General features: G+C 55.5%; 18 protein-coding genes. 4 read left to right on the top strand and 14 right to left on the bottom strand.

The window, feature by feature from the left end; genetic code table 11:
- Positions 1-15: 15 nt before the first annotated feature.
- The 3 genes from ACMYSN_RS17765 to ACMYSN_RS17755 form a co-directional block, all read right to left on the bottom strand.
- A complete protein-coding gene (locus ACMYSN_RS17765; RefSeq protein ID WP_462495633.1) occupies positions 16-1,053 on the bottom strand; it encodes a permease in 1,038 nt (345 codons plus the stop codon).
- A gap of 45 nt (positions 1,054-1,098) precedes the next feature.
- A complete protein-coding gene (locus tag ACMYSN_RS17760) occupies positions 1,099-1,743 on the bottom strand; it encodes an NAD(P)H-binding protein (RefSeq protein WP_154144152.1) in 645 nt (214 codons plus the stop codon).
- Positions 1,744-1,836: 93 nt separating this feature from the next.
- Positions 1,837-2,274, bottom strand: coding sequence for a YhbP family protein (locus ACMYSN_RS17755; RefSeq protein WP_462495632.1), 438 nt, complete (start codon positions 2,272-2,274; stop codon positions 1,837-1,839).
- A 55-nt stretch (positions 2,275-2,329) separates the two neighbouring features.
- Here ACMYSN_RS17755 and ACMYSN_RS17750 point away from each other — a divergent pair, with 55 nt between their 5' ends.
- Complete coding sequence (locus ACMYSN_RS17750) at positions 2,330-2,614, top strand: GIY-YIG nuclease family protein (protein ID WP_123756344.1); 285 nt, start codon at positions 2,330-2,332, stop codon at positions 2,612-2,614.
- On the opposite strand, the gene ACMYSN_RS17745 is transcribed toward ACMYSN_RS17750, so the two are convergent.
- Together ACMYSN_RS17745 and ubiT are read right to left on the bottom strand one after the other, a co-directional pair.
- Complete coding sequence (locus tag ACMYSN_RS17745; RefSeq protein WP_462495631.1) at positions 2,601-3,104, bottom strand: GNAT family N-acetyltransferase; 504 nt, start codon at positions 3,102-3,104, stop codon at positions 2,601-2,603. The genes ACMYSN_RS17750 and ACMYSN_RS17745 overlap by 14 nt on opposite strands.
- A complete protein-coding gene (ubiT, locus tag ACMYSN_RS17740; RefSeq protein ID WP_462495630.1) occupies positions 3,098-3,622 on the bottom strand; it encodes an SCP2 sterol-binding domain-containing protein in 525 nt (174 codons plus the stop codon). The genes ACMYSN_RS17745 and ubiT overlap by 7 nt, the downstream gene beginning before the upstream one ends.
- A gap of 223 nt (positions 3,623-3,845) precedes the next feature.
- On the opposite strand from ubiT, the gene ubiU reads away from it, so the two are divergent.
- The 3 genes from ubiU (at position 3,846) to ACMYSN_RS17725 (ending at position 6,878) form a co-directional block, all read left to right on the top strand.
- Positions 3,846-4,841: a peptidase U32 family protein gene (gene ubiU / locus ACMYSN_RS17735; protein ID WP_462495629.1), complete on the top strand. Its 996-nt coding sequence runs from the start codon at positions 3,846-3,848 to the stop codon at positions 4,839-4,841.
- An 8-nt stretch (positions 4,842-4,849) separates the two neighbouring features.
- Positions 4,850-5,728, top strand: coding sequence for a U32 family peptidase (locus ACMYSN_RS17730; RefSeq protein WP_462495628.1), 879 nt, complete (start codon positions 4,850-4,852; stop codon positions 5,726-5,728).
- A 142-nt stretch (positions 5,729-5,870) separates the two neighbouring features.
- Complete coding sequence (locus ACMYSN_RS17725; protein WP_462495627.1) at positions 5,871-6,878, top strand: LLM class flavin-dependent oxidoreductase; 1,008 nt, start codon at positions 5,871-5,873, stop codon at positions 6,876-6,878.
- A 52-nt stretch (positions 6,879-6,930) separates the two neighbouring features.
- Here the strand turns inward: ACMYSN_RS17725 and mtr are convergent, their stop codons facing one another.
- From mtr to infB, 9 genes are all read right to left on the bottom strand, one after another.
- The gene (mtr, locus tag ACMYSN_RS17720) at positions 6,931-8,175 is read right to left on the bottom strand and encodes a tryptophan permease (protein ID WP_462495626.1); all 1,245 of its coding nucleotides are present in this window, start codon (positions 8,173-8,175) and stop codon (positions 6,931-6,933) included.
- A gap of 142 nt (positions 8,176-8,317) precedes the next feature.
- Entirely contained in the window at positions 8,318-10,285 is a 1,968-nt protein-coding gene (locus tag ACMYSN_RS17715; RefSeq protein ID WP_462495625.1) for an ATP-dependent RNA helicase DeaD, read from the bottom strand.
- Positions 10,278-10,358 (bottom strand): protein YrbN, encoded by an 81-nt coding sequence (yrbN, locus tag ACMYSN_RS17710; RefSeq protein ID WP_099001532.1) that lies wholly within the window; start codon positions 10,356-10,358, stop codon positions 10,278-10,280. The genes ACMYSN_RS17715 and yrbN overlap by 8 nt, the downstream gene beginning before the upstream one ends.
- 103 nt (positions 10,359-10,461) lie before the next feature.
- Positions 10,462-11,346: a lipoprotein NlpI gene (nlpI, locus tag ACMYSN_RS17705; RefSeq protein WP_123756336.1), complete on the bottom strand. Its 885-nt coding sequence runs from the start codon at positions 11,344-11,346 to the stop codon at positions 10,462-10,464.
- A gap of 108 nt (positions 11,347-11,454) precedes the next feature.
- Entirely contained in the window at positions 11,455-13,590 is a 2,136-nt protein-coding gene (gene pnp, locus ACMYSN_RS17700) for a polyribonucleotide nucleotidyltransferase (protein WP_123756335.1), read from the bottom strand.
- Positions 13,591-13,831: 241 nt separating this feature from the next.
- Positions 13,832-14,101 (bottom strand): 30S ribosomal protein S15, encoded by a 270-nt coding sequence (gene rpsO / locus ACMYSN_RS17695; RefSeq protein WP_123756334.1) that lies wholly within the window; start codon positions 14,099-14,101, stop codon positions 13,832-13,834.
- Positions 14,102-14,248: 147 nt separating this feature from the next.
- Entirely contained in the window at positions 14,249-15,193 is a 945-nt protein-coding gene (truB, locus tag ACMYSN_RS17690) for a tRNA pseudouridine synthase B (protein WP_462495624.1), read from the bottom strand.
- Positions 15,193-15,594, bottom strand: coding sequence for a 30S ribosome-binding factor RbfA (rbfA, locus tag ACMYSN_RS17685; RefSeq protein ID WP_004106092.1), 402 nt, complete (start codon positions 15,592-15,594; stop codon positions 15,193-15,195). Before rbfA ends, truB begins: the two co-directional genes overlap by 1 nt.
- 95 nt (positions 15,595-15,689) lie before the next feature.
- The gene (gene infB, locus ACMYSN_RS17680; RefSeq protein ID WP_462495623.1) at positions 15,690-18,374 is read right to left on the bottom strand and encodes a translation initiation factor IF-2; all 2,685 of its coding nucleotides are present in this window, start codon (positions 18,372-18,374) and stop codon (positions 15,690-15,692) included.
- Positions 18,375-18,384: the final 10 nt, after the last annotated feature.

Genomic DNA, 18,384 nt, shown 5'->3' with positions numbered 1-18,384 from the left:
CCTCCGGGAAGATCATCAGATTAACGCCAGTCCACCCACCACCGCACCGCACAATGCCACCAGCCCGCCGGTCAACCACAGCGCTTTCGCCGGAAATGCCTTATGCAGCATAATCAACGACGGGACGCTGACCGCAGGGAGGGTAATCAGCAGCGCCAGCGCCGGTGCAAACCCCATTCCCGCCAGCATCATGGTCTGCACGATAGGGATCTCTGCCGCCGTCGGGATCACAAACAGGCAGCCGGCAATCGCCATCGCAATAACCCAGAACAGCGTGTTACTGACCACGCCATCGGCATGTGGGAACAACCAGACTCGGGCGGCGCCAAGCACCAGCACCGCCAGGATATAGATCGGGATCGTGCTCCAGAACAGCGTCCACAGCGCGCTCAGCCAGCGGGAGAAAAAGTGCCCCGGTTCGCTCTCGTCGATGACGGGCACGGTTGAAGGCTGCGTTGCCGCCTCTTTCACCCATTTTTGAACCAACGTCGCGACAATCAGCACCGTCGCCAGCCCCGCCACAAGCCTAATCAGAGCAAACTGCCAGCCCAGTACAAACCCCATGAACACCAGCGTCGCCGGGTTCAGCAGCGGATTGCCCATCCAGAACGCCAGCGCGCCGCCCATCGACACCTGTTGCTTACGCATCCCCGCCGCCACCGGCGCGGCGCAGCAGGTACACATCATGCCGGGAAGCGCGAACAGCACGCCGGAGAGCGTCCCGAGAAACCGCGTTTGTCCCAGCGTGCGTAGCAGCCAGTTGCGCGGGATCAGGACCTGAATCAACGAGCCGAGCAGGACGCCCAACACCGCCGCTTTCCAGACCGCCAGGAAGTAGACCAGCGCATAGTCCCATGCCGCTTTTAGCGGGTTGGCATCAGCCTGAGCGAGGATCGATTTGCCGATGCTGTGGGTTTCTGCGGCCGTAAACGCTTTGCCGTAGTACGGCTGCCATTTGACGATCCACAGACCAACGATCACGACGAGAAAAAAGAGTGCGGGTTTCCACCATTGAAACGGTGTTGCCGCCTGAGATGAAGACTGACCAGCCATAGCATTCCCCAGAAAAAATGTGGTGATAATGTGAAGCGCAGAATACTACGCTTCGCTGGCCGCAATTTCACGCAGTTTTGCCGAGGGCAGAATCGTGACGCCCTCCCGCGCGGGCGCAAGCGCTTCGCTCAGCATCGCCTGGGCCACATCCCGGGCGCGGATCGATTTCCAGTTCCCCGGTAACAGGCTGAACAACGGCGCCAACAGCGCTTCGTTGGCCCTGGTTTTTTCACGTTCACCCAGCAGCATCGAGGGGCGCAGGATCGTCAGCTGCTGCCACGGCTGCGCGCGCAACGCCGCTTCCATCTCACCTTTAACCCGGTTGTAGAAAAACATCGAATGCGCATTGGCTCCCATCGCGCTGACCACCAGCATATGCTTTGCGCCAAGGCGTAGGCCCGTCAGCGCCGTATCCACCACCAGCGTGTAGTCCGCCTGAACAAACGCGGCTTTGCTGCCGGCATCCCGCCGCGTGGTACCCAGGCAGCAGAACACGATATCGATTGGATCGACCACCAGCGCCAGCGCATCGCTCAGCTGCGGGTCGTGAGGATTGAACACCCCTGCGGCATCCGCCAGCGGACGGCGGGTTGCGGCGGTGATTGCCGTGATGCCCGGCGCCTGCCTCAACATTCGAAGTAAGTGCCCACCAACTAACCCGGTCGCCCCGGTAATCAAGACCCGACTCATTATACCTCCAGAAAAAATCACCCTGCCGCGGCGATAACCGCTCTAACCACAGTATGCAGGCAGTATGAGATTCTGCACGCCTGGCGCCAGCTTTTACGCGCTTTCGGCGTCGCGTAGCCAGTGTAGTTTGGTGCCAAAACCCAGGGTGTTATCGGTAAATTTAAGCTCATCGGGACGGATTTCCCAGACCGGCGCGGGCAGCATTCTGGCCACTGGAAAACGGCTGATATAGCGCTTGCGCATCGCCGCCTCCTCGTCGCCAGAGAGGCGGCGGATTTCACCTTTGAACTGGACGCCACGGATCCGGGCGATGGTTTTCGGCTGGCCATTCACGGTACCAGCAACCTGCGCTCGAGGGCCGCTCATCCGCCCGTGTCGGGTGTTGTCATCGCTCAGGAGATAAAAGGCAACACGTTCTGAGTCATATACGTAAAACGCGTTGGCGCACCACAATTCGCCCTCGCTGGCCACACACCAGGTAATAACGTGCTGTTTGCTCAGCCAGCGGCCGATAGCAGCAAGCGTATCCATCTTTACTCTCCAGTATGCTATGGTGCACCCACCTTAACATACCGATCTCACTGCCGTGTGCTGGTTTCTTTATTTGATACGTACCGCCGATAATCGTCTCTATACCGGGATTACGACCGATGTCTCACGCCGTTTTTGCCAGCATCAGGAGGGTAAAGGGGCGAAGGCATTGCGGGGAAAAGGTGCGCTGCAGCTGGCGTTTAGCCAGGAGGTTGGTGAACACTCACTTGCACTACGGCTCGAGTACCGCATCAAGCAGCTAACGAAGCGCCAGAAAGAGCGCCTCGTTGCCGGAGATGGTTCTTTCGAGACCCTGCTGGAGAGTCTCAGAAGCGATTGAAGTGGTCGCTGTACTCCACCAGGCCATGCACGCCTTCCAGCGCGTCTTCGGCCAGAGGACGAACCTGAAATGCCTCGGCGCAATCCGGCCAACGGCAACGCAGATCGAAACGGGCTGCCGGCACAAAACCCAGACGGCCATAGAAGGCCGGGTCGCCTAATGTGACGACGGCGGCGTAGCTAAATTCATTCAGAGAATCCAGCCCTTCGTAAACCAGCTGGCTGCCGAGGCCCTGTCCGCGGTAGTTTTCATCCACCGCCAGCGGTGCCAGACCGACCCATTGCAGCTCTTCACCTTCGACAGAGACCGGGCTGAAGGCAACATAGCCGATAACCTGCCCTTCGTCGTCGGTCGCGACCACGCCGAGCGTGATCAGGCCGTCTTCACGTAAATCGTGCACCAGCTGCGCTTCAGCCTCGTTGCCAAACGTACGACGCAATAAGGCGTCGATTCCCGGTGCATCAATCCCAATTTCAACTCGAATCAGCATGCCTCACCTACCGATGTCTGTTCAGGTTTCTGCGGGCTGTTTAGCCCAGCTTCAACAAAGTCCGCCATTTGCAGCAGCATTACGCGTAGCGCTTTCGGCATCTGCTCCAGCTCGATGGCATCCATCAGGTTTTTTACATACAGCCCCAGCTCGGTATCGCCTTCAATCACCAGTCGACGCTGGAAAAACAGCGTATCCGGATCCTGTTTACGCGCGGCAATCATCAGCAGATCGCTGGCATCGGCGCTGAAGCTCACGTCGGCTTGCGCCATTGAGCTCACCACCAGCCGGCCGTCGCTTACCGAGGTATACCACAGCAGACCGATATCACGCACATTAATACTTAACCAGCGGCCTTCGAGAAAATCCAGCTCGCCATCTTCCAGTGCCTGACGGAACTGCCAGCTTAACACCTGCTCCAGCACCTGACGCTTGAGGGCAAAAGGCGCCAGCTTAACCGGCACGCTCAGTAAAGACGGGCCAAAGTGGACCAGCCGGGAACGCAATTTATCCAACACAAGCCTTACTCCATGAAAGCAATAGTTCCACTATTGTGCCATATCAAATAAACGACATAGCGGCGTAAATCAACAAAATCGCGTCGACAGGTTCCTATTATTGAGTCCGTCAATACGCTTTTAACTGCCTCAAATCAAGAATTGTCACCAGAAGGTTAACTAAAATCCCTGCTCATTAACCCTAATTAGCGTCCCTCCGGGCCGCATTTTTCCAGGAAAAATTATGGAGCTGCTCTGCCCAGCCGGTAATCTTCCGGCACTTAAGGCGGCCATCGAAAACGGTGCCGATGCCGTCTATATTGGGCTGAAAGATGACACCAACGCCCGCCACTTTGCCGGTCTGAATTTCACAGAAAAGAAACTGCAGGAAGCCGTCAGCTTTGTTCATCAGCATCGTCGTAAACTGCATATTGCGATCAATACCTTTGCTCACCCTGACGGCTACATCCGTTGGCAGCGTGCGGTAGACATGGCGGCCCAGCTGGGTGCTGACGCCTTAATTCTGGCCGACATCGCCATGCTGGAGTACGCCGCCGAGCGCTATCCGCATATTGAGCGCCACGTTTCGGTGCAGGCTTCGGCCACGAACGAAGAGGCGGTGCGCTTCTATCACCGTAATTTCGACGTCGCCCGGGTGGTATTGCCACGGGTACTCTCGATCCATCAGGTGAAGCAGCTGGCGCGCACCACGCCGGTTCCGTTGGAGGTTTTTGCCTTCGGTAGCCTGTGCATCATGGCGGAAGGCCGTTGCTACCTCTCCTCTTACCTGACGGGCGAGTCGCCAAATACCGTCGGCGCCTGTTCGCCTGCGCGCTTCGTTCGCTGGCAACAGACACCTCAGGGGCTGGAGTCGCGCCTGAACGAAGTCCTGATTGACCGTTATCAGGATGGTGAAAACGCCGGCTATCCGACACTGTGCAAAGGTCGGTATCTGGTGGATGGCGAGCGCTATCATGCGCTGGAAGAGCCAACCAGCCTGAATACGCTGGAGCTGCTGCCGGAACTGATGGCGGCAAATATTGCGTCGGTGAAAATTGAAGGCCGTCAGCGCAGCCCCGCCTACGTCACCCAGGTCGCGAAAGTCTGGCGTCAGGCGATCGATCGCTGCAAAGCCGACCCGCAGCACTTTATCCCGCAGTCCGCGTGGATGGAGACGCTCGGCGCGATGTCTGAAGGGACGCAAACCACTCTTGGCGCCTACCACCGTAAATGGCAGTGAGAAACGTGATGAAATATTCGTTAGGGCCGGTGCTTTACTACTGGTCAAAAGAGACGCTGGACGATTTTTACCAGCAGGCAGCCAGCTCCAGCGCCGATACCATCTATCTGGGCGAAGCGGTATGCAGTAAACGTCGTGCCACCAAAGTGGGCGACTGGCTTGAGATGGCGAAAGCCCTGGCCGGCAGCGGCAAGCAGGTGGTGCTCTCAACCCTCGCGCTTGTTCAGGCCTCTTCTGAGTTAGGCGAGCTGAAACGCTATGTCGATAATGGCGAATTTCTGATCGAAGCCAGCGACCTGGGCGTGGTGAATATGTGCGCCGAACGTCGACTGCCGTTTGTCGCCGGCCATGCGCTCAACTGCTATAACGCCGTCACCCTGCGTTTACTGCAAAAACAGGGGATGGTGCGCTGGTGCATGCCGGTGGAACTTTCCCGCGACTGGCTGGTGAACCTGCTCACGCAGTGTGAAGAGCTGGGGATCCGCGACCGGTTTGAAGTGGAAGTGCTGAGCTACGGCCATCTGCCGCTGGCCTACTCTGCCCGCTGCTTTACCGCCCGTTCCGAAGATCGTCCGAAAGACGAATGCGAAACCTGCTGCATCAAGTACCCCAACGGGCGCAACGTGCTGTCGCAGGAGAATCAGCAGGTCTTCGTCCTGAACGGTATTCAGACCATGAGCGGCTATGTGTACAACCTGGGTAACGAGCTGGCATCGATGCAGGGGCTGGTCGATATGGTACGTCTGTCGCCGCTTGGCAATGAGACCTTTGCCATGCTGGACGCCTTCCGCGCCAATGAAAATGGCGGCGCACCGCTGCCGCTGATCGCCAACAGCGATTGTAACGGTTACTGGAAGCGACTAGCCGGGCTGGAACTGCAATCCTGAAAATAGCTCACTTTGTTAACAACACGTCTCGTTTTTTCATGCAGTATTAACGCTGCAGCTTTTCTGGCCGGCGCCTGCTGAATGCGCCAGGCTGGAAGAAGACCTTCAATCTGATGACGATGCTGTAACAAAGTGAGCCTTTATGACTGACAAATCTATTCCGTTCTCGGTGCTCGATCTGGCACCGATCCCGCAGGGATCCTCTGCGCGAGAAGCCTTCTCCCACTCTTTAGACCTGGCGCAGCTGGCTGAAAAACGCGGCTATCACCGCTACTGGCTGGCGGAGCACCACAATATGGTCGGGATCGCCAGCGCCGCAACCTCGGTGCTTATCGGCTATCTTGCCGCCAACACTACCACGCTGCACCTGGGTTCCGGTGGCGTCATGCTGCCCAACCACGCGCCGCTGGTGATTGCCGAGCAGTTTGGCACCCTGAATACGCTCTATCCTGGACGCATTGACCTTGGGCTCGGCCGCGCGCCGGGCAGCGACCAGCCTACAATGCGCGCGTTGCGCCGCCACATGAGCGGAGATGTCGACAATTTCCCGCGCGATGTTGCCGATCTGGTGGACTGGTTTGATGCCCGAGAACCTAATCCGCACGTGCGCCCGGTGCCCGGCTACGGGGAAAAGATCCCGGTGTGGCTGCTCGGTTCCAGCCTCTACAGCGCCCAGTTAGCAGCGCAGCTTGGGCTGCCTTTTGCCTTCGCCTCACACTTCGCGCCGGACATGCTGTTGCAGGCCCTGCATCTCTACCGGACCCAGTTCAAGCCGTCAGCGCGGTTAGCACAGCCGTATGCCATGGTGTGCATTAATATCATCGCCGCCGACAGCAACCGTGATGCTGAATTCCTGTTTACCTCGATGCAGCAGGCGTTTGTGAAACTGCGCCGCGGCGAAACCGGTCAACTACCACCGCCGGTGGAGAATATGCACCAGCTGTGGTCCGCTTCTGAGCAGTACGGCGTGCAACAGGCGCTGAGCATGTCGCTGGTCGGGGACAAAACCAAGATTCGCCACGGGCTGGAGTCTGTATTGCGTGATACCCAGGCCGACGAGCTGATGGTAAACGGCCAGATCTTCGATCATCAGGCGCGGTTGCATTCGTTTGAGTTAGCGATGCAGGTGAAAGAGGAATTGCTGGGTTAATGTCTGTTTCCGCTTCCCGGCTGGGATGAACACCAACCGGGAAGCGTTGAAATTATTGATAAACAGGCAGAATGTTAAAGCTTGATAAGAAATGGACCACCACGTTTCCGGCACCAAACAGCAGAATCAGCACAATCATCGGCATTCCACCCCAGACGCGAAACTGTGGGCTACCGAAGCGCTTGCGTGATGCGCGGGCCAGCAGCGCCGGCACAATCGCCGCCCAGATGGTCGCCGCTAACCCGGCATAACCGATGGCATACAGAAAACCGTCAGGCTGCAGCAGCCCGCCGATCATCGGTGGAACGAAGGTCAGCAGCGCCGTTTTAAAACGTCCCAGTGCCGAATCATCAAAACCAAACAGATCGGCCAGATAGTCAAACAGGCCCAGCGTCACCCCGAGGAATGAACTGGCAACCGCGAAGTTTGAAAACACGACCAGCAGCAGGTCCAGACTACGGCTGTTGAGCACGCCGCTCAGCGCCTGCACCAGCACATCAATGTTACCGCCTTTCTGAGCGATACCCACAAACTCCGGGCGCGGAATATTGCCCATTGTCACCAGTAACCAGATGACATACAGCCCCAGCGCCAGCAGCGTACCGTATACCAGGCAGCAGACGATGGTGCGCGGATCCTTGCCGTAATACTTCATCAGGCTCGGCACATTACCGTGATAGCCAAATGACGCGAGGCAAAACGGCAGCGTCATCAGCAGGTACGGCGTGTAGGAGGCATTTTTTTCAGCGACGTTAAACAGCGTGGTCGGCTCAACATGCCCCAGCAGGCTGCCAAAGGTCAGAAAAAAGGTGATGACCTTTGCGCCCAACACAATCGCCGTCATCCGACTCACCGCTTTGGTGCTCAACCAAACGATAAAAGCGACCAGCAACGCAAAGCCAAAGCCCGCCGCCCGCGCCGGCACGTCTAGCGAAAGTTCAGAAAACGTATGGTGCAGGATCGAACCGCTGGCCGAAATGTAGGCGTAGGTCAGGATATAAAGGACGAAGGCAATTGAAAGCCCATTAATCAGGTTCCAGCCTTTGCCGAGCAGGTCTTTGGTGATGGTGTCAAAACTGGAACCAATGCGGTAGTTCAGGTTCGCTTCCAGAATCATCAGCCCGGAGTGCAGCATACAGAACCAGGTGAAAACCAGAGCTGCCAGCGACCAGAAGAACCACGCACCGGACATGACCACCGGCAGCGAAAACATCCCTGCGCCAATAATGGTCCCGCCGATAATCACCACGCCGCCAAACAGGGACGGTCGGGTTGCCGTAGTGGTAAGTGTCGCCATTTAACGCAATCTCCAGTCAATCATGCTTTTAGTTATTAACGCGAAGCACTGTACCAGTACACGAGTACAAAGGGAATAAAAAAAGCCCCAATCATCACGATCGGGGCTGTATTATTTACTTTACGCTAGCGGAGTGCGCTAATTACGCATCGCCACCGAAACGACGACGACCAGCGGAATCATCACGGCGCGGTGCAGCTGCATCATCACGACGCGGTGCACGACCTTCACGACGTTCGCCGCTGAAACGACGACCATCACCACGGCCACCTTCGCGACGCTCACCGCTGAAATTACGGCCGCCTTCACGACGTTCGCCACCGAATGCACGACCGCCTTCGCGACGTTCACCACCGCCACGACGCTCGCCGCCACGGTCCGGACGCGGCTGAGCATCACCCAGCAGCTGCATGTTCATCGGCTTGTTCAGGATGCGGGTGCGAGTAAAGTGCTGCAGAACTTCGCCCGGCATACCTTTCGGCAGTTCGATAGTGGAGTGGGTACCAAACAGCTTGATGTTACCGATGTAACGGCTGCTGATGTCGCCTTCGTTAGCGATAGCGCCAACGATGTGACGAACTTCAACACCATCATCACGGCCCACTTCAATGCGATACAGTTCCATATCGCCAACGTCACGACGCTCGCGCTTAGGACGATCTTCACCGCTACGCTCAGGACGGTCGCCACGCGGGCCACGGTCATTACGATCGTTACGGTCATTACGACGTTCGAAACGATCGTCGCGATCGCGGAATTCACGCTTAGGACGCATCGGGGCATCCGGCGGCAGAATCAGCGGACGCTCGCCCTGAGCCATTTTCAGCAGTGCTGCGGCCAGAGTTTCGATATCCAGTTCTTCACCTTCGGCGGACGGCTTGATGTTCGCCAGCAGCGCACGGTACTGATCCAGATCGCTGCTTTCCAGCTGCTGCTGAATTTTCGCGGCGAATTTTTCCAGACGGCGTTTGCCCAGCAGCTCTGCGTTCGGCAGTTCTACTTCTGGAATCGTCAGCTTCATGGTGCGCTCGATGTTACGCAGCAGACGGCGTTCACGGTTCTCAACGAACAGCAGCGCACGGCCAGCACGACCCGCACGACCGGTACGGCCGATACGGTGAACGTAAGATTCTGAGTCCATCGGGATGTCGTAGTTAACAACCAGGCTGATACGCTCAACGTCGAGGCCACGAGCCGCAACGTCGGTCGCAATCAGGATGTCCAGACGACCATCTTTCAGACGTTCCAGAGTCTGCTCACGCAGGGACTGGTTCATATCACCGTTCAGCGCGGCGCTGTTATAGCCGCTACGCTCCAGCGCTTCTGCCACTTCCAGGGTCGCGTTTTTGGTACGAACGAAGATAATCGCCGCATCAAAATCTTCCGCTTCCAGGAAACGCACCAGCGCTTCGTTTTTACGCATACCGTAAGCAGTCCAGTAGCTCTGGCTGATGTCCGGGCGAGTGGTTACGCTGGACTGGATGCGTACTTCCTGCGGCTCTTTCATAAAGCGGCGGGTAATACGACGGATCGCTTCCGGCATAGTGGCAGAGAACAGAGCGGTCTGATGACCTTCTGGGATCTGAGCCATAATTGTTTCTACGTCTTCGATGAAGCCCATGCGCAGCATTTCGTCAGCTTCATCCAGCACCAGACCGCTCAGTTTAGAGAGATCCAGCGTACCGCGTTTCAGGTGGTCCAGCAGACGACCCGGGGTACCGACGACGATCTGTGGTCCCTGGCGCAGAGCACGCAGCTGCACGTCATAACGCTGGCCGCCGTAAAGGGCTACCACGTTTACGCCGCGCATATGTTTAGAGAAATCCGTCATTGCTTCAGCAACCTGTACCGCCAGTTCGCGGGTCGGCGCCAGCACCAGAATTTGCGGTGCTTTGAGCTCAGGATCAAGGTTGTTCAGCAGCGGTAAAGAGAACGCTGCAGTTTTACCGCTACCAGTCTGGGCCATACCCAGAACGTCGCGGCCGCCCAGCAGGTGCGGAATGCACTCAGCCTGGATCGGAGATGGTTTTTCGTAACCCAGATCGTTAAGGGCTTCAAGGATAGGAGCCTTCAGCCCCAGATCTGCAAAAGTGGTTTCGAATTCAGCCATGTAGTACGTGTGCCTCAAAATTAATGGCGGCCAGTCTACATAACTCAACGTGAAAATTTAGAGTAATTTTCATTGAAAAGTGTGAACCGGCTCAAAGTAGGTGTATTAACGAACAACAACGCCCTCACCCGTAAAGGTGATGGCAAACAAAAAATGGGCTGATGTGTGTTCGTCAGCTATTGCTGGTCCGATTCTGCCAGGTCATCTTGCTCCTGGCCCAAGAGCGATAATTCCAACAATGCGTATCGGTGCTCAACGTAGTTGTGAACGTTGTTTGCGACCGCCAGTTTGAACAGTGCCGTAGCGCTGTCCCTGTCCCCCAGACTTAGGTAGTACTTACCTAAATAGAAGTTGGTTTCACTGAGATGCTCAGCGAGCGAGGTGTTATCCGTTGCGTCTGCCTTCAAACGATCCATCAGCGTTTTTTCGCTAATATCGTTAAGGTAGAACTCGACAATGTTCCATCCCCATTGTTCTTTATCCGATTTATCGAAGCGCTGTTTCAGTGCTTCAAGCGCCTGCTTCTCGTCGAGTTTGCGCTCAGCGAGGTAAAGCCACAGACTACGGAAAGGATCATTGGGATCGTCTTGATAAAACGCCAGCAGATCATCTTGCGCTAACTTAGCACGACCGCCGTAATACAGGGCGATGCCGCGGTTTAAGTGCGCGTAGTTGTAAGTTGGATCAAGCTCAAGTACAGAATCAAACGCTTCATAGGCAGCATCAAAATTGCCTGCCTGCGTTAAATAAATGCCTAAGTAATTGAATACTTCAGGCATATCTGGTCGGATTGCCAGCGCTTGTGAAAAATCATTTCGCGCTAATGCCCTCAGACCGAGACTATCATACAACACTCCGCGCTCATATAAAAGCTGTGCGCGTTCGTCATCGGTTAAAGCCCGACTGGCAAGAATTTGTTCCATGCGCGCCAGAATCACTTCTTGCTGCAAAGTCGGTTGCAATGGCACCGCGAGGACTGCGTCCTTACGCCAGGCAGAGTTGCTGCATCCTGCCAGCGTGAGAGCTGTCGCCACGAAACACCAGCGCAAAAAAGGCTTCATTTCCCACTCCCGAAGACAACGATTGGATGAACGTCCAGTTCCCCGACTGCAAACAAGGCGTCCTGCCCGTAATAAGCCCTCCGCCAGAGCGGAGGGCAAACGGCAATCTTACTCGCCTTGCTCAGCAGCCGGAGCTTCCGGTGCAGCGGCAGGCTGAGTTTGTTCAGCTGCTTCTTTAATGCTCAGACGAACACGGCCCTGACGGTCAACTTCCAGTACCTTAACCGGTACTTCCTGACCCATCTGCAGGTAATCAGTCACTTTCTCTACACGCTTATCAGCGATCTGAGAAATGTGCACCAGACCTTCTTTACCGCCGCCGATGGCAACGAATGCACCAAAGTCAACGATACGGGTCACTTTACCATTGTAGACGCGGCCCACTTCGATCTCAGCAGTGATCTCTTCGATACGGCGGATAGCGTGCTGTGCTTTGTCCCCATCAGTTGCTGCGATTTTCACGGTACCGTCATCTTCGATTTCGATGGTGGTGCCGGTCTCTTCGGTCAGCGCACGGATAACGGAACCGCCTTTACCGATAACGTCTTTGATCTTGTCCGGGCTGATCTTGATGGTGTGGATACGCGGTGCGAATTCAGAGATATCGCCGCGCGGCGCGTTAATCGCCTGCTCCATAACACCCAGGATGTGCAGACGTGCACCTTTAGCCTGGTTCAGCGCAACCTGCATGATCTCTTTGGTGATACCTTCAATTTTGATATCCATCTGCAGTGCAGAGATACCGTCGCGGGAACCCGCTACTTTGAAGTCCATATCACCCAGGTGGTCTTCGTCACCCAGAATGTCAGACAGAACGACGTAGTTGTCGCCTTCTTTCACCAGGCCCATTGCGATACCAGCAACGGCGGCTTTCACCGGCACGCCAGCATCCATCAGCGCCAGAGAAGCACCACACACGGAAGCCATAGAAGAAGAACCGTTAGATTCGGTGATTTCAGAAACCACACGTACGGTGTACGGGAATTCTTCAGTGGTCGGCATAACGGCCAACACGCCGCGCTTAGCCAGACGACCGTGACCGATTTCACGACGCTTCGGTGAACCTACCATGCCGGTCTCACCAACGGAGTACGGAGGGAAGTTGTAGTGGAACAGGAAGGAGTCAGTACGCTCGCCCATCAGTTCATCGATGTTCTGTGCATCACGTGCAGTACCCAGGGTCGCGGTAACCAGCGCCTGCGTTTCGCCACGGGTGAACAGTGCAGAACCGTGAGTACGCGGCAGTACGCCGGTACGAACGTCCAGGCCACGGATCATATCTTTTTCACGACCATCGATACGCGGTTCGCCTGCCAGTACGCGGCTACGAACGGCATTTTTCTCGATAGCGTGCAGGATTTCACCCAGTTCGTTAGCGTCCAGGGTTTCGTCTTCTGCAACCAGCGTAGCGATGACTTCAGCTTTGATCGCGTCAATCTGCGCGTAACGCTCTTGCTTGTCGGTGATACGGTAAGCGTCGCTCAGACGAGCTTCAGCCAGTGCAGCAACGCGCGCGTTCAGCGCTTCGTTGACGGCTTCAGGCTGCCAGTCCCAACGCGGTTTGCCCGCTTCTTTTACGAGGTCGTTGATGGTCTGAATAACAATCTGCTGCTGCTCATGGCCAAAGACCACGGCGCCCAGCATCTGGTCTTCGCTCAGCAGTTCTGCTTCGGATTCAACCATCAGTACGGCAGCTTCGGTACCGGCAACAACCAGGTCCAGCTTACTTTCTTTCAGCTCATCCTGAGTCGGGTTCAGTACGTACTGGTCGTTGATGTAGCCAACGCGCGCAGAACCGATAGGACCGTTGAACGGGATACCAGACAGGGACAGTGCCGCGGAAGCACCAATCATGGCGACGATATCCGGGTTAACCTGCGGGTTAACGGAAACAACGGTAGCAATAACCTGAACTTCGTTGACGAAGCCTTCCGGGAACAGCGGACGAACCGGGCGGTCAATCAGACGCGCGATCAGGGTTTCGCCTTCGCTCGGACGGCCTTCACGACGGAAGAAACCACCCGGGATTTTACCGGCTGCGTAGGTACGTTCCTGGTAGTTAACGGTCAGCGGGAAGAAGTCCTGACCTGGTTTAGCTTTTTTCTGACCAACAACGGTAACGAATACCGCAGTGTCATCCATGCTCACCATGACAGCGGCACTGGCCTGACGAGCCATCATGCCGGTTTCCAGGGTCACGGTATGTTGGCCGTACTGGAATTTACGAACGATCGGATTTAGCAAGATTCTATCCTTTATATCAATTGGTGACGCTATATCCACGACATAGCATCGTTGACCCGATCTTTTGCATCCTCGCGACTAATGACAACCTTTACCCGTTTCTACAGGTCAAGCCTCTCATTAGCCGCGCGAACCTCTGCACAAAGATCATTAATAGCAACAATACATGAGTTTTTAGTGAATTGCTGCCGCCCGGTCGAAAAAAGGGGCCCTGAGGCCCCTTCTTCTGAAACTCGCAGAATTAGCGACGCAGACCCAGACGCTCGATCAGCGCAGAGTAACGTGCAACATCTTTACGTTTCAGGTAGTCGAGCAGTTTACGACGCTGGGAAACCATGCGCAGCAGACCACGACGGCTGTGGTGATCTTTTTTATGCTCGGAGAAGTGACCCTGCAGATGGTTAATCTGTGCAGTCAGCAGTGCAACCTGAACTTCGGTAGAACCGCTGTCGTTTTCGCCACGACCAAACTCAGAAACGATTTTTGCTTTAGCTTCAACGCTTAGAGACATTTTAAAACTCCAAATTGAAAAGAAAGAAAGGGTGCCGATCTCTAATTCAGCAACCCCCGATGTAACGCCCGAAAATGTTAAAACACTTTTGCGGACGTTAAGCGGCGATATTCTACTCGCAGCCGGCTTTTATCGCAAGAACAGCCCTCAAGCTGGGTATTCAACAACCAGGCGACGTGGTGCCACGCGGCCTTCATCGTCAATCTCACCCATCCCGAGAAACGTCCCGGCTTCACCTTCGGTGACCCGAACCAGCCCCTGGAACGGCACGCCTGATGTGCGAACCGGGTTACCGTTCTTAAAGTAAACAGCCGATGTTTCTGGAATATTAACCACCGGATAATCCGATGCCGGACTGTCCATCGGCATCAGCAGCGGGTCAAGCAGGTCCGCGACAGGAATATCCTGCGCGGCGGCCTGTTCAACCAGCGCCTGAAGCTGTTCCAGCGTCACCATCCGCTCAACCGGATATTTGCTGACCGCCAGACGACGCAGGAAAATCACATGCGCGCCGCAGCCCAGCTTCTCACCTAAATCGTCGATAATCGTACGAATATAGGTGCCTTTTGAGCAGTGAATTTCCAGCTCCAGCTCGTCACCTTCATGACGGATAAACAGCAGTTCGTAGACGGTAATCGGGCGGGCTTCACGCGGCACGTCAATCCCCTGGCGGGCATATTCGTACAGCTTTTTCCCCTGGTACTTCAGCGCCGAATACATCGACGGTACCTGCTGGGTTTCGCCACGGAAACTGTCCAGCGCTGCCGCCAGCTGTTCATCGCTAAACGTCAGCGGGCGCTCTTCAACTACCTGACCATCGGCGTCGGAGGTATCGGTGCGCTGCCCGAGTTTGGCAATCACGCGATAGCGCTTATCGGAATCCAGCAGATACTGGGAGAACTTGGTGGCTTCGCCAAGGCAAACCGGCAGCATGCCGGTTGCCAGCGGATCCAGCGCACCGGTGTGCCCTGCCCGGTTCGCGTTATAAAGACGTTTTACTTTTTGCAGTACATCGTTGCTGGAGGCGCCCTGAGGCTTGTCCAGCAGCAGTACGCCGTGCACATCACGACCGCGACGACGAGGACGACTCATTAGTCCTCCTTGCTGTCGTCCGGGTTCACACGACGTTCATCGTCATGTTTCACCACGCTGGTCACCAGGTTGGACATGCGCATCCCTTCGACCAGTGAGTTGTCGTAGAAGAAGGTCAGTTCCGGCACGATACGCAGGCGCATCGCTTTACCCAGCAGAGAACGGATGAAGCCGGATGCTTCCTGTAACGCTTTGATACCCGCTTTAACCGCGGCTTCGTCTTTGTCGTTCAGAAAGGTCACAAACACTTTGGCATACGCCAGATCGCGGGACATTTCGACGCCAGAGACTGTCGTCATCATACCCAGACGCGGGTCTTTAATTTCACGCTGCAGGATGATAGCAATTTCTTTTTGCATCTCCTGAGCCACACGCTGCGGGCGACCGAATTCTTTCGCCATAATAGATTCTCCAGATAAAGACAAAAAAGGGGCCTTAGCCCCTTTTTAGAATGCGTGCCGGGTGGCGCTGTGCTAACCCGGCCTACCATCAGCAATTAAGCGATAGTACGTTGGATTTCAATGATTTCGAATACTTCGATCATATCGCCAACGCGAACGTCGTTGTAGTTCTTAACACCGATACCACATTCCATGCCGTTACGGACTTCGTTAACGTCATCTTTGAAGCGGCGCAGGGATTCCAGCTCGCCTTCGTAGATAACCACGTTGTCACGCAGAACGCGGATTGGGTTATGACGCTTGATGATACCTTCGGTAACCATACAGCCCGCGATGGCGCCAAATTTCGGCGATTTGAACACATCACGCACTTCAGCCAGACCGATGATCTGCTGTTTCAGTTCCGGAGACAGCATGCCGCTCATCGCTGCTTTCACTTCGTCGATCAGGTTATAGATGACAGAGTAGTAACGCAGATCCAGGCTTTCCGCTTCGATAACTTTACGTGCAGATGCATCAGCACGTACGTTGAAGCCCACCAGGATAGCGTTGGATGCCGCAGCCAGGGTCGCGTCGGTTTCGGTAATACCACCGACACCAGAACCAATGATCTTCACTTTCACTTCGTCGGTAGACAGTTTCAGTAAAGAATCAGAGATCGCTTCCACAGAACCCTGAACGTCTGCTTTCAGTACCACGTTCACTTCGTGAACTTCGCCTTCAGTCATGTTAGCAAACATGTTCTCAAGCTTGGACTTCTGCTGACGTGCCAGTTTGACTTCGCGGAATTTGCCCTGACGATACAGCGCAACTTCACGCGCTTTTTTCTCGTCACGAACAACGGTCACTTCGTCACCGGCAGCCGGAACACCGGACAGACCGAGGATTTCCACCGGAATGGACGGACCTGCTTCCAGAACTTCCTGACCCAGTTCGTTACGCATTGCACGAACGCGGCCATATTCGAAGCCACACAGAACGATATCGCCTTTGTTCAGAGTACCTTCACGTACCAGAACGGTAGCAACCGGACCACGACCTTTATCCAGGAAGGATTCGATAACCGCACCACTTGCCATACCATTACGAACGGCTTTCAGCTCCAGAACTTCAGCCTGCAGCAGGATGGCGTTCAGCAGATCGTCGATACCGGTACCGGCTTTCGCAGATACTGGGATGAACTGAGATTCGCCGCCCCACTCTTCCGGCATAACGCCGTACTGAGACAGTTCGTTTTTAACACGATCCATGTCAGCTTCTGGTTTGTCGATTTTGTTCACGGCAACGACTACCGGTACCTGCGCTGCTTTCGCGTGCTGGATAGCTTCGATAGTTTGCGGCATCACGCCATCGTCGGCAGCAACAACCAGAACAACGATATCCGTTGCCTGAGCACCACGAGCACGCATGGAGGTAAACGCGGCGTGCCCCGGGGTATCCAGGAAGGTGATCATCCCGTTTTCAGTTTCAACGTGATATGCACCAATGTGCTGGGTAATGCCACCCGCTTCGCCAGATGCCACTTTCGTTGAACGAATGTAGTCCAGCAGCGAGGTTTTACCGTGGTCAACGTGACCCATAATGGTCACAACCGGTGCACGGGCTTCAGCCGCAGCGCCAGTATCACGGTCGCTCATTACCGCTTCTTCCAGCTCGTTTTCACGACGCAGGATAACTTTGTGGCCCATCTCTTCGGCAACCAGCTGTGCGGTTTCCTGGTCGATGACCTGGTTGATGGTCGCCATTGCGCCCAGCTTCATCATTGCTTTGATGACCTGAGAACCTTTGACGGCCATTTTGTTGGCCAGATCACCCACGGTGATGGTTTCACCAATGATAACGTCACGGTTTACGGCCTGCGCAGGCTTCTGGAAGCCCTGTTGCAGAGAAGAACCTTTACGCTTACCACCTTTACCGCCACGAACGGCTGCACGAGCCTCTTCACGGTCGGCTTTGGATTCTGCGTGCTTGTTACCTTTCTTCTGAGGACGTGCGGCTTTGGCGTTGCGGCCACGGCCACGACCACCTTCAACTTCGCGGTCATTGTCATCTTCAGCCTGACGGGCATGCTGAGAGGTGGTCACGTGGTAATCGCTGGTGTCTTCAGTCGGCTCGGCATTCACACCATTTTTCTCATTTTCTTCGGCCATGCGGCGGGCATCTTCCGCAACACGACGCGCTTCTTCTTCAAGCTTACGGCGCGCTTCTTCTTCAGATTTGCGCTTCAGCTCTGCTGATTCGTTTTCACGGCGGATCTTTTCAGCCTGGGCGGTTTTGGTCATATCGTCGGTTTGTTGATTGCTCACTTTGTCTTTTTCCGCGGCTTCACGTTTCGCTTTCTCAGCGACTTCACGTTTAGCTTGTTCTGCGGCCTCGCGTTCAGCTTTTAATTGCGCCTCTCGCTTGGCAGTTTCTTCTGCTTCACGATGGGCTTGCTCTTCCGCTTCACGCTGCGCCTGCTCTTCCGCGGCAAGGCGTTCTGCCTCTTGCGGATCGCGTTTCACAAAGGTGCGTTTCTTGCGGACTTCGATTTGTACCGATTTACTCTTTCCACCGGTACCTGGAATATTCAACGTGCTGCGCGTTTTGCGCTGCAGCGTTAACTTGTCGGGCGCCGAGCCGTGTTCACGGTTCAGGTGCGACAACAAGGTCTGTTTCTCTTGCGCTGTCACAGAATCATCAGCCGATTTGTGAATCCCTGCATCAGCAAACTGCTGTATCAGGCGATCCACAGAGGTCTGAATCTCTGAGGCCAGCGCTTTAATGGTCACATCTGTCATGCTGTTCCTT

It is taken from the genome of Klebsiella sp. R445 (assembly GCF_051131755.1).
Classification (GTDB): Bacteria; Pseudomonadota; Gammaproteobacteria; order Enterobacterales; family Enterobacteriaceae; genus Klebsiella; species Klebsiella lignicola.
The sequence above is the reverse complement of the archived record's forward strand: the minus strand, read 5'-3'. Positions and strand labels throughout refer to the sequence as shown.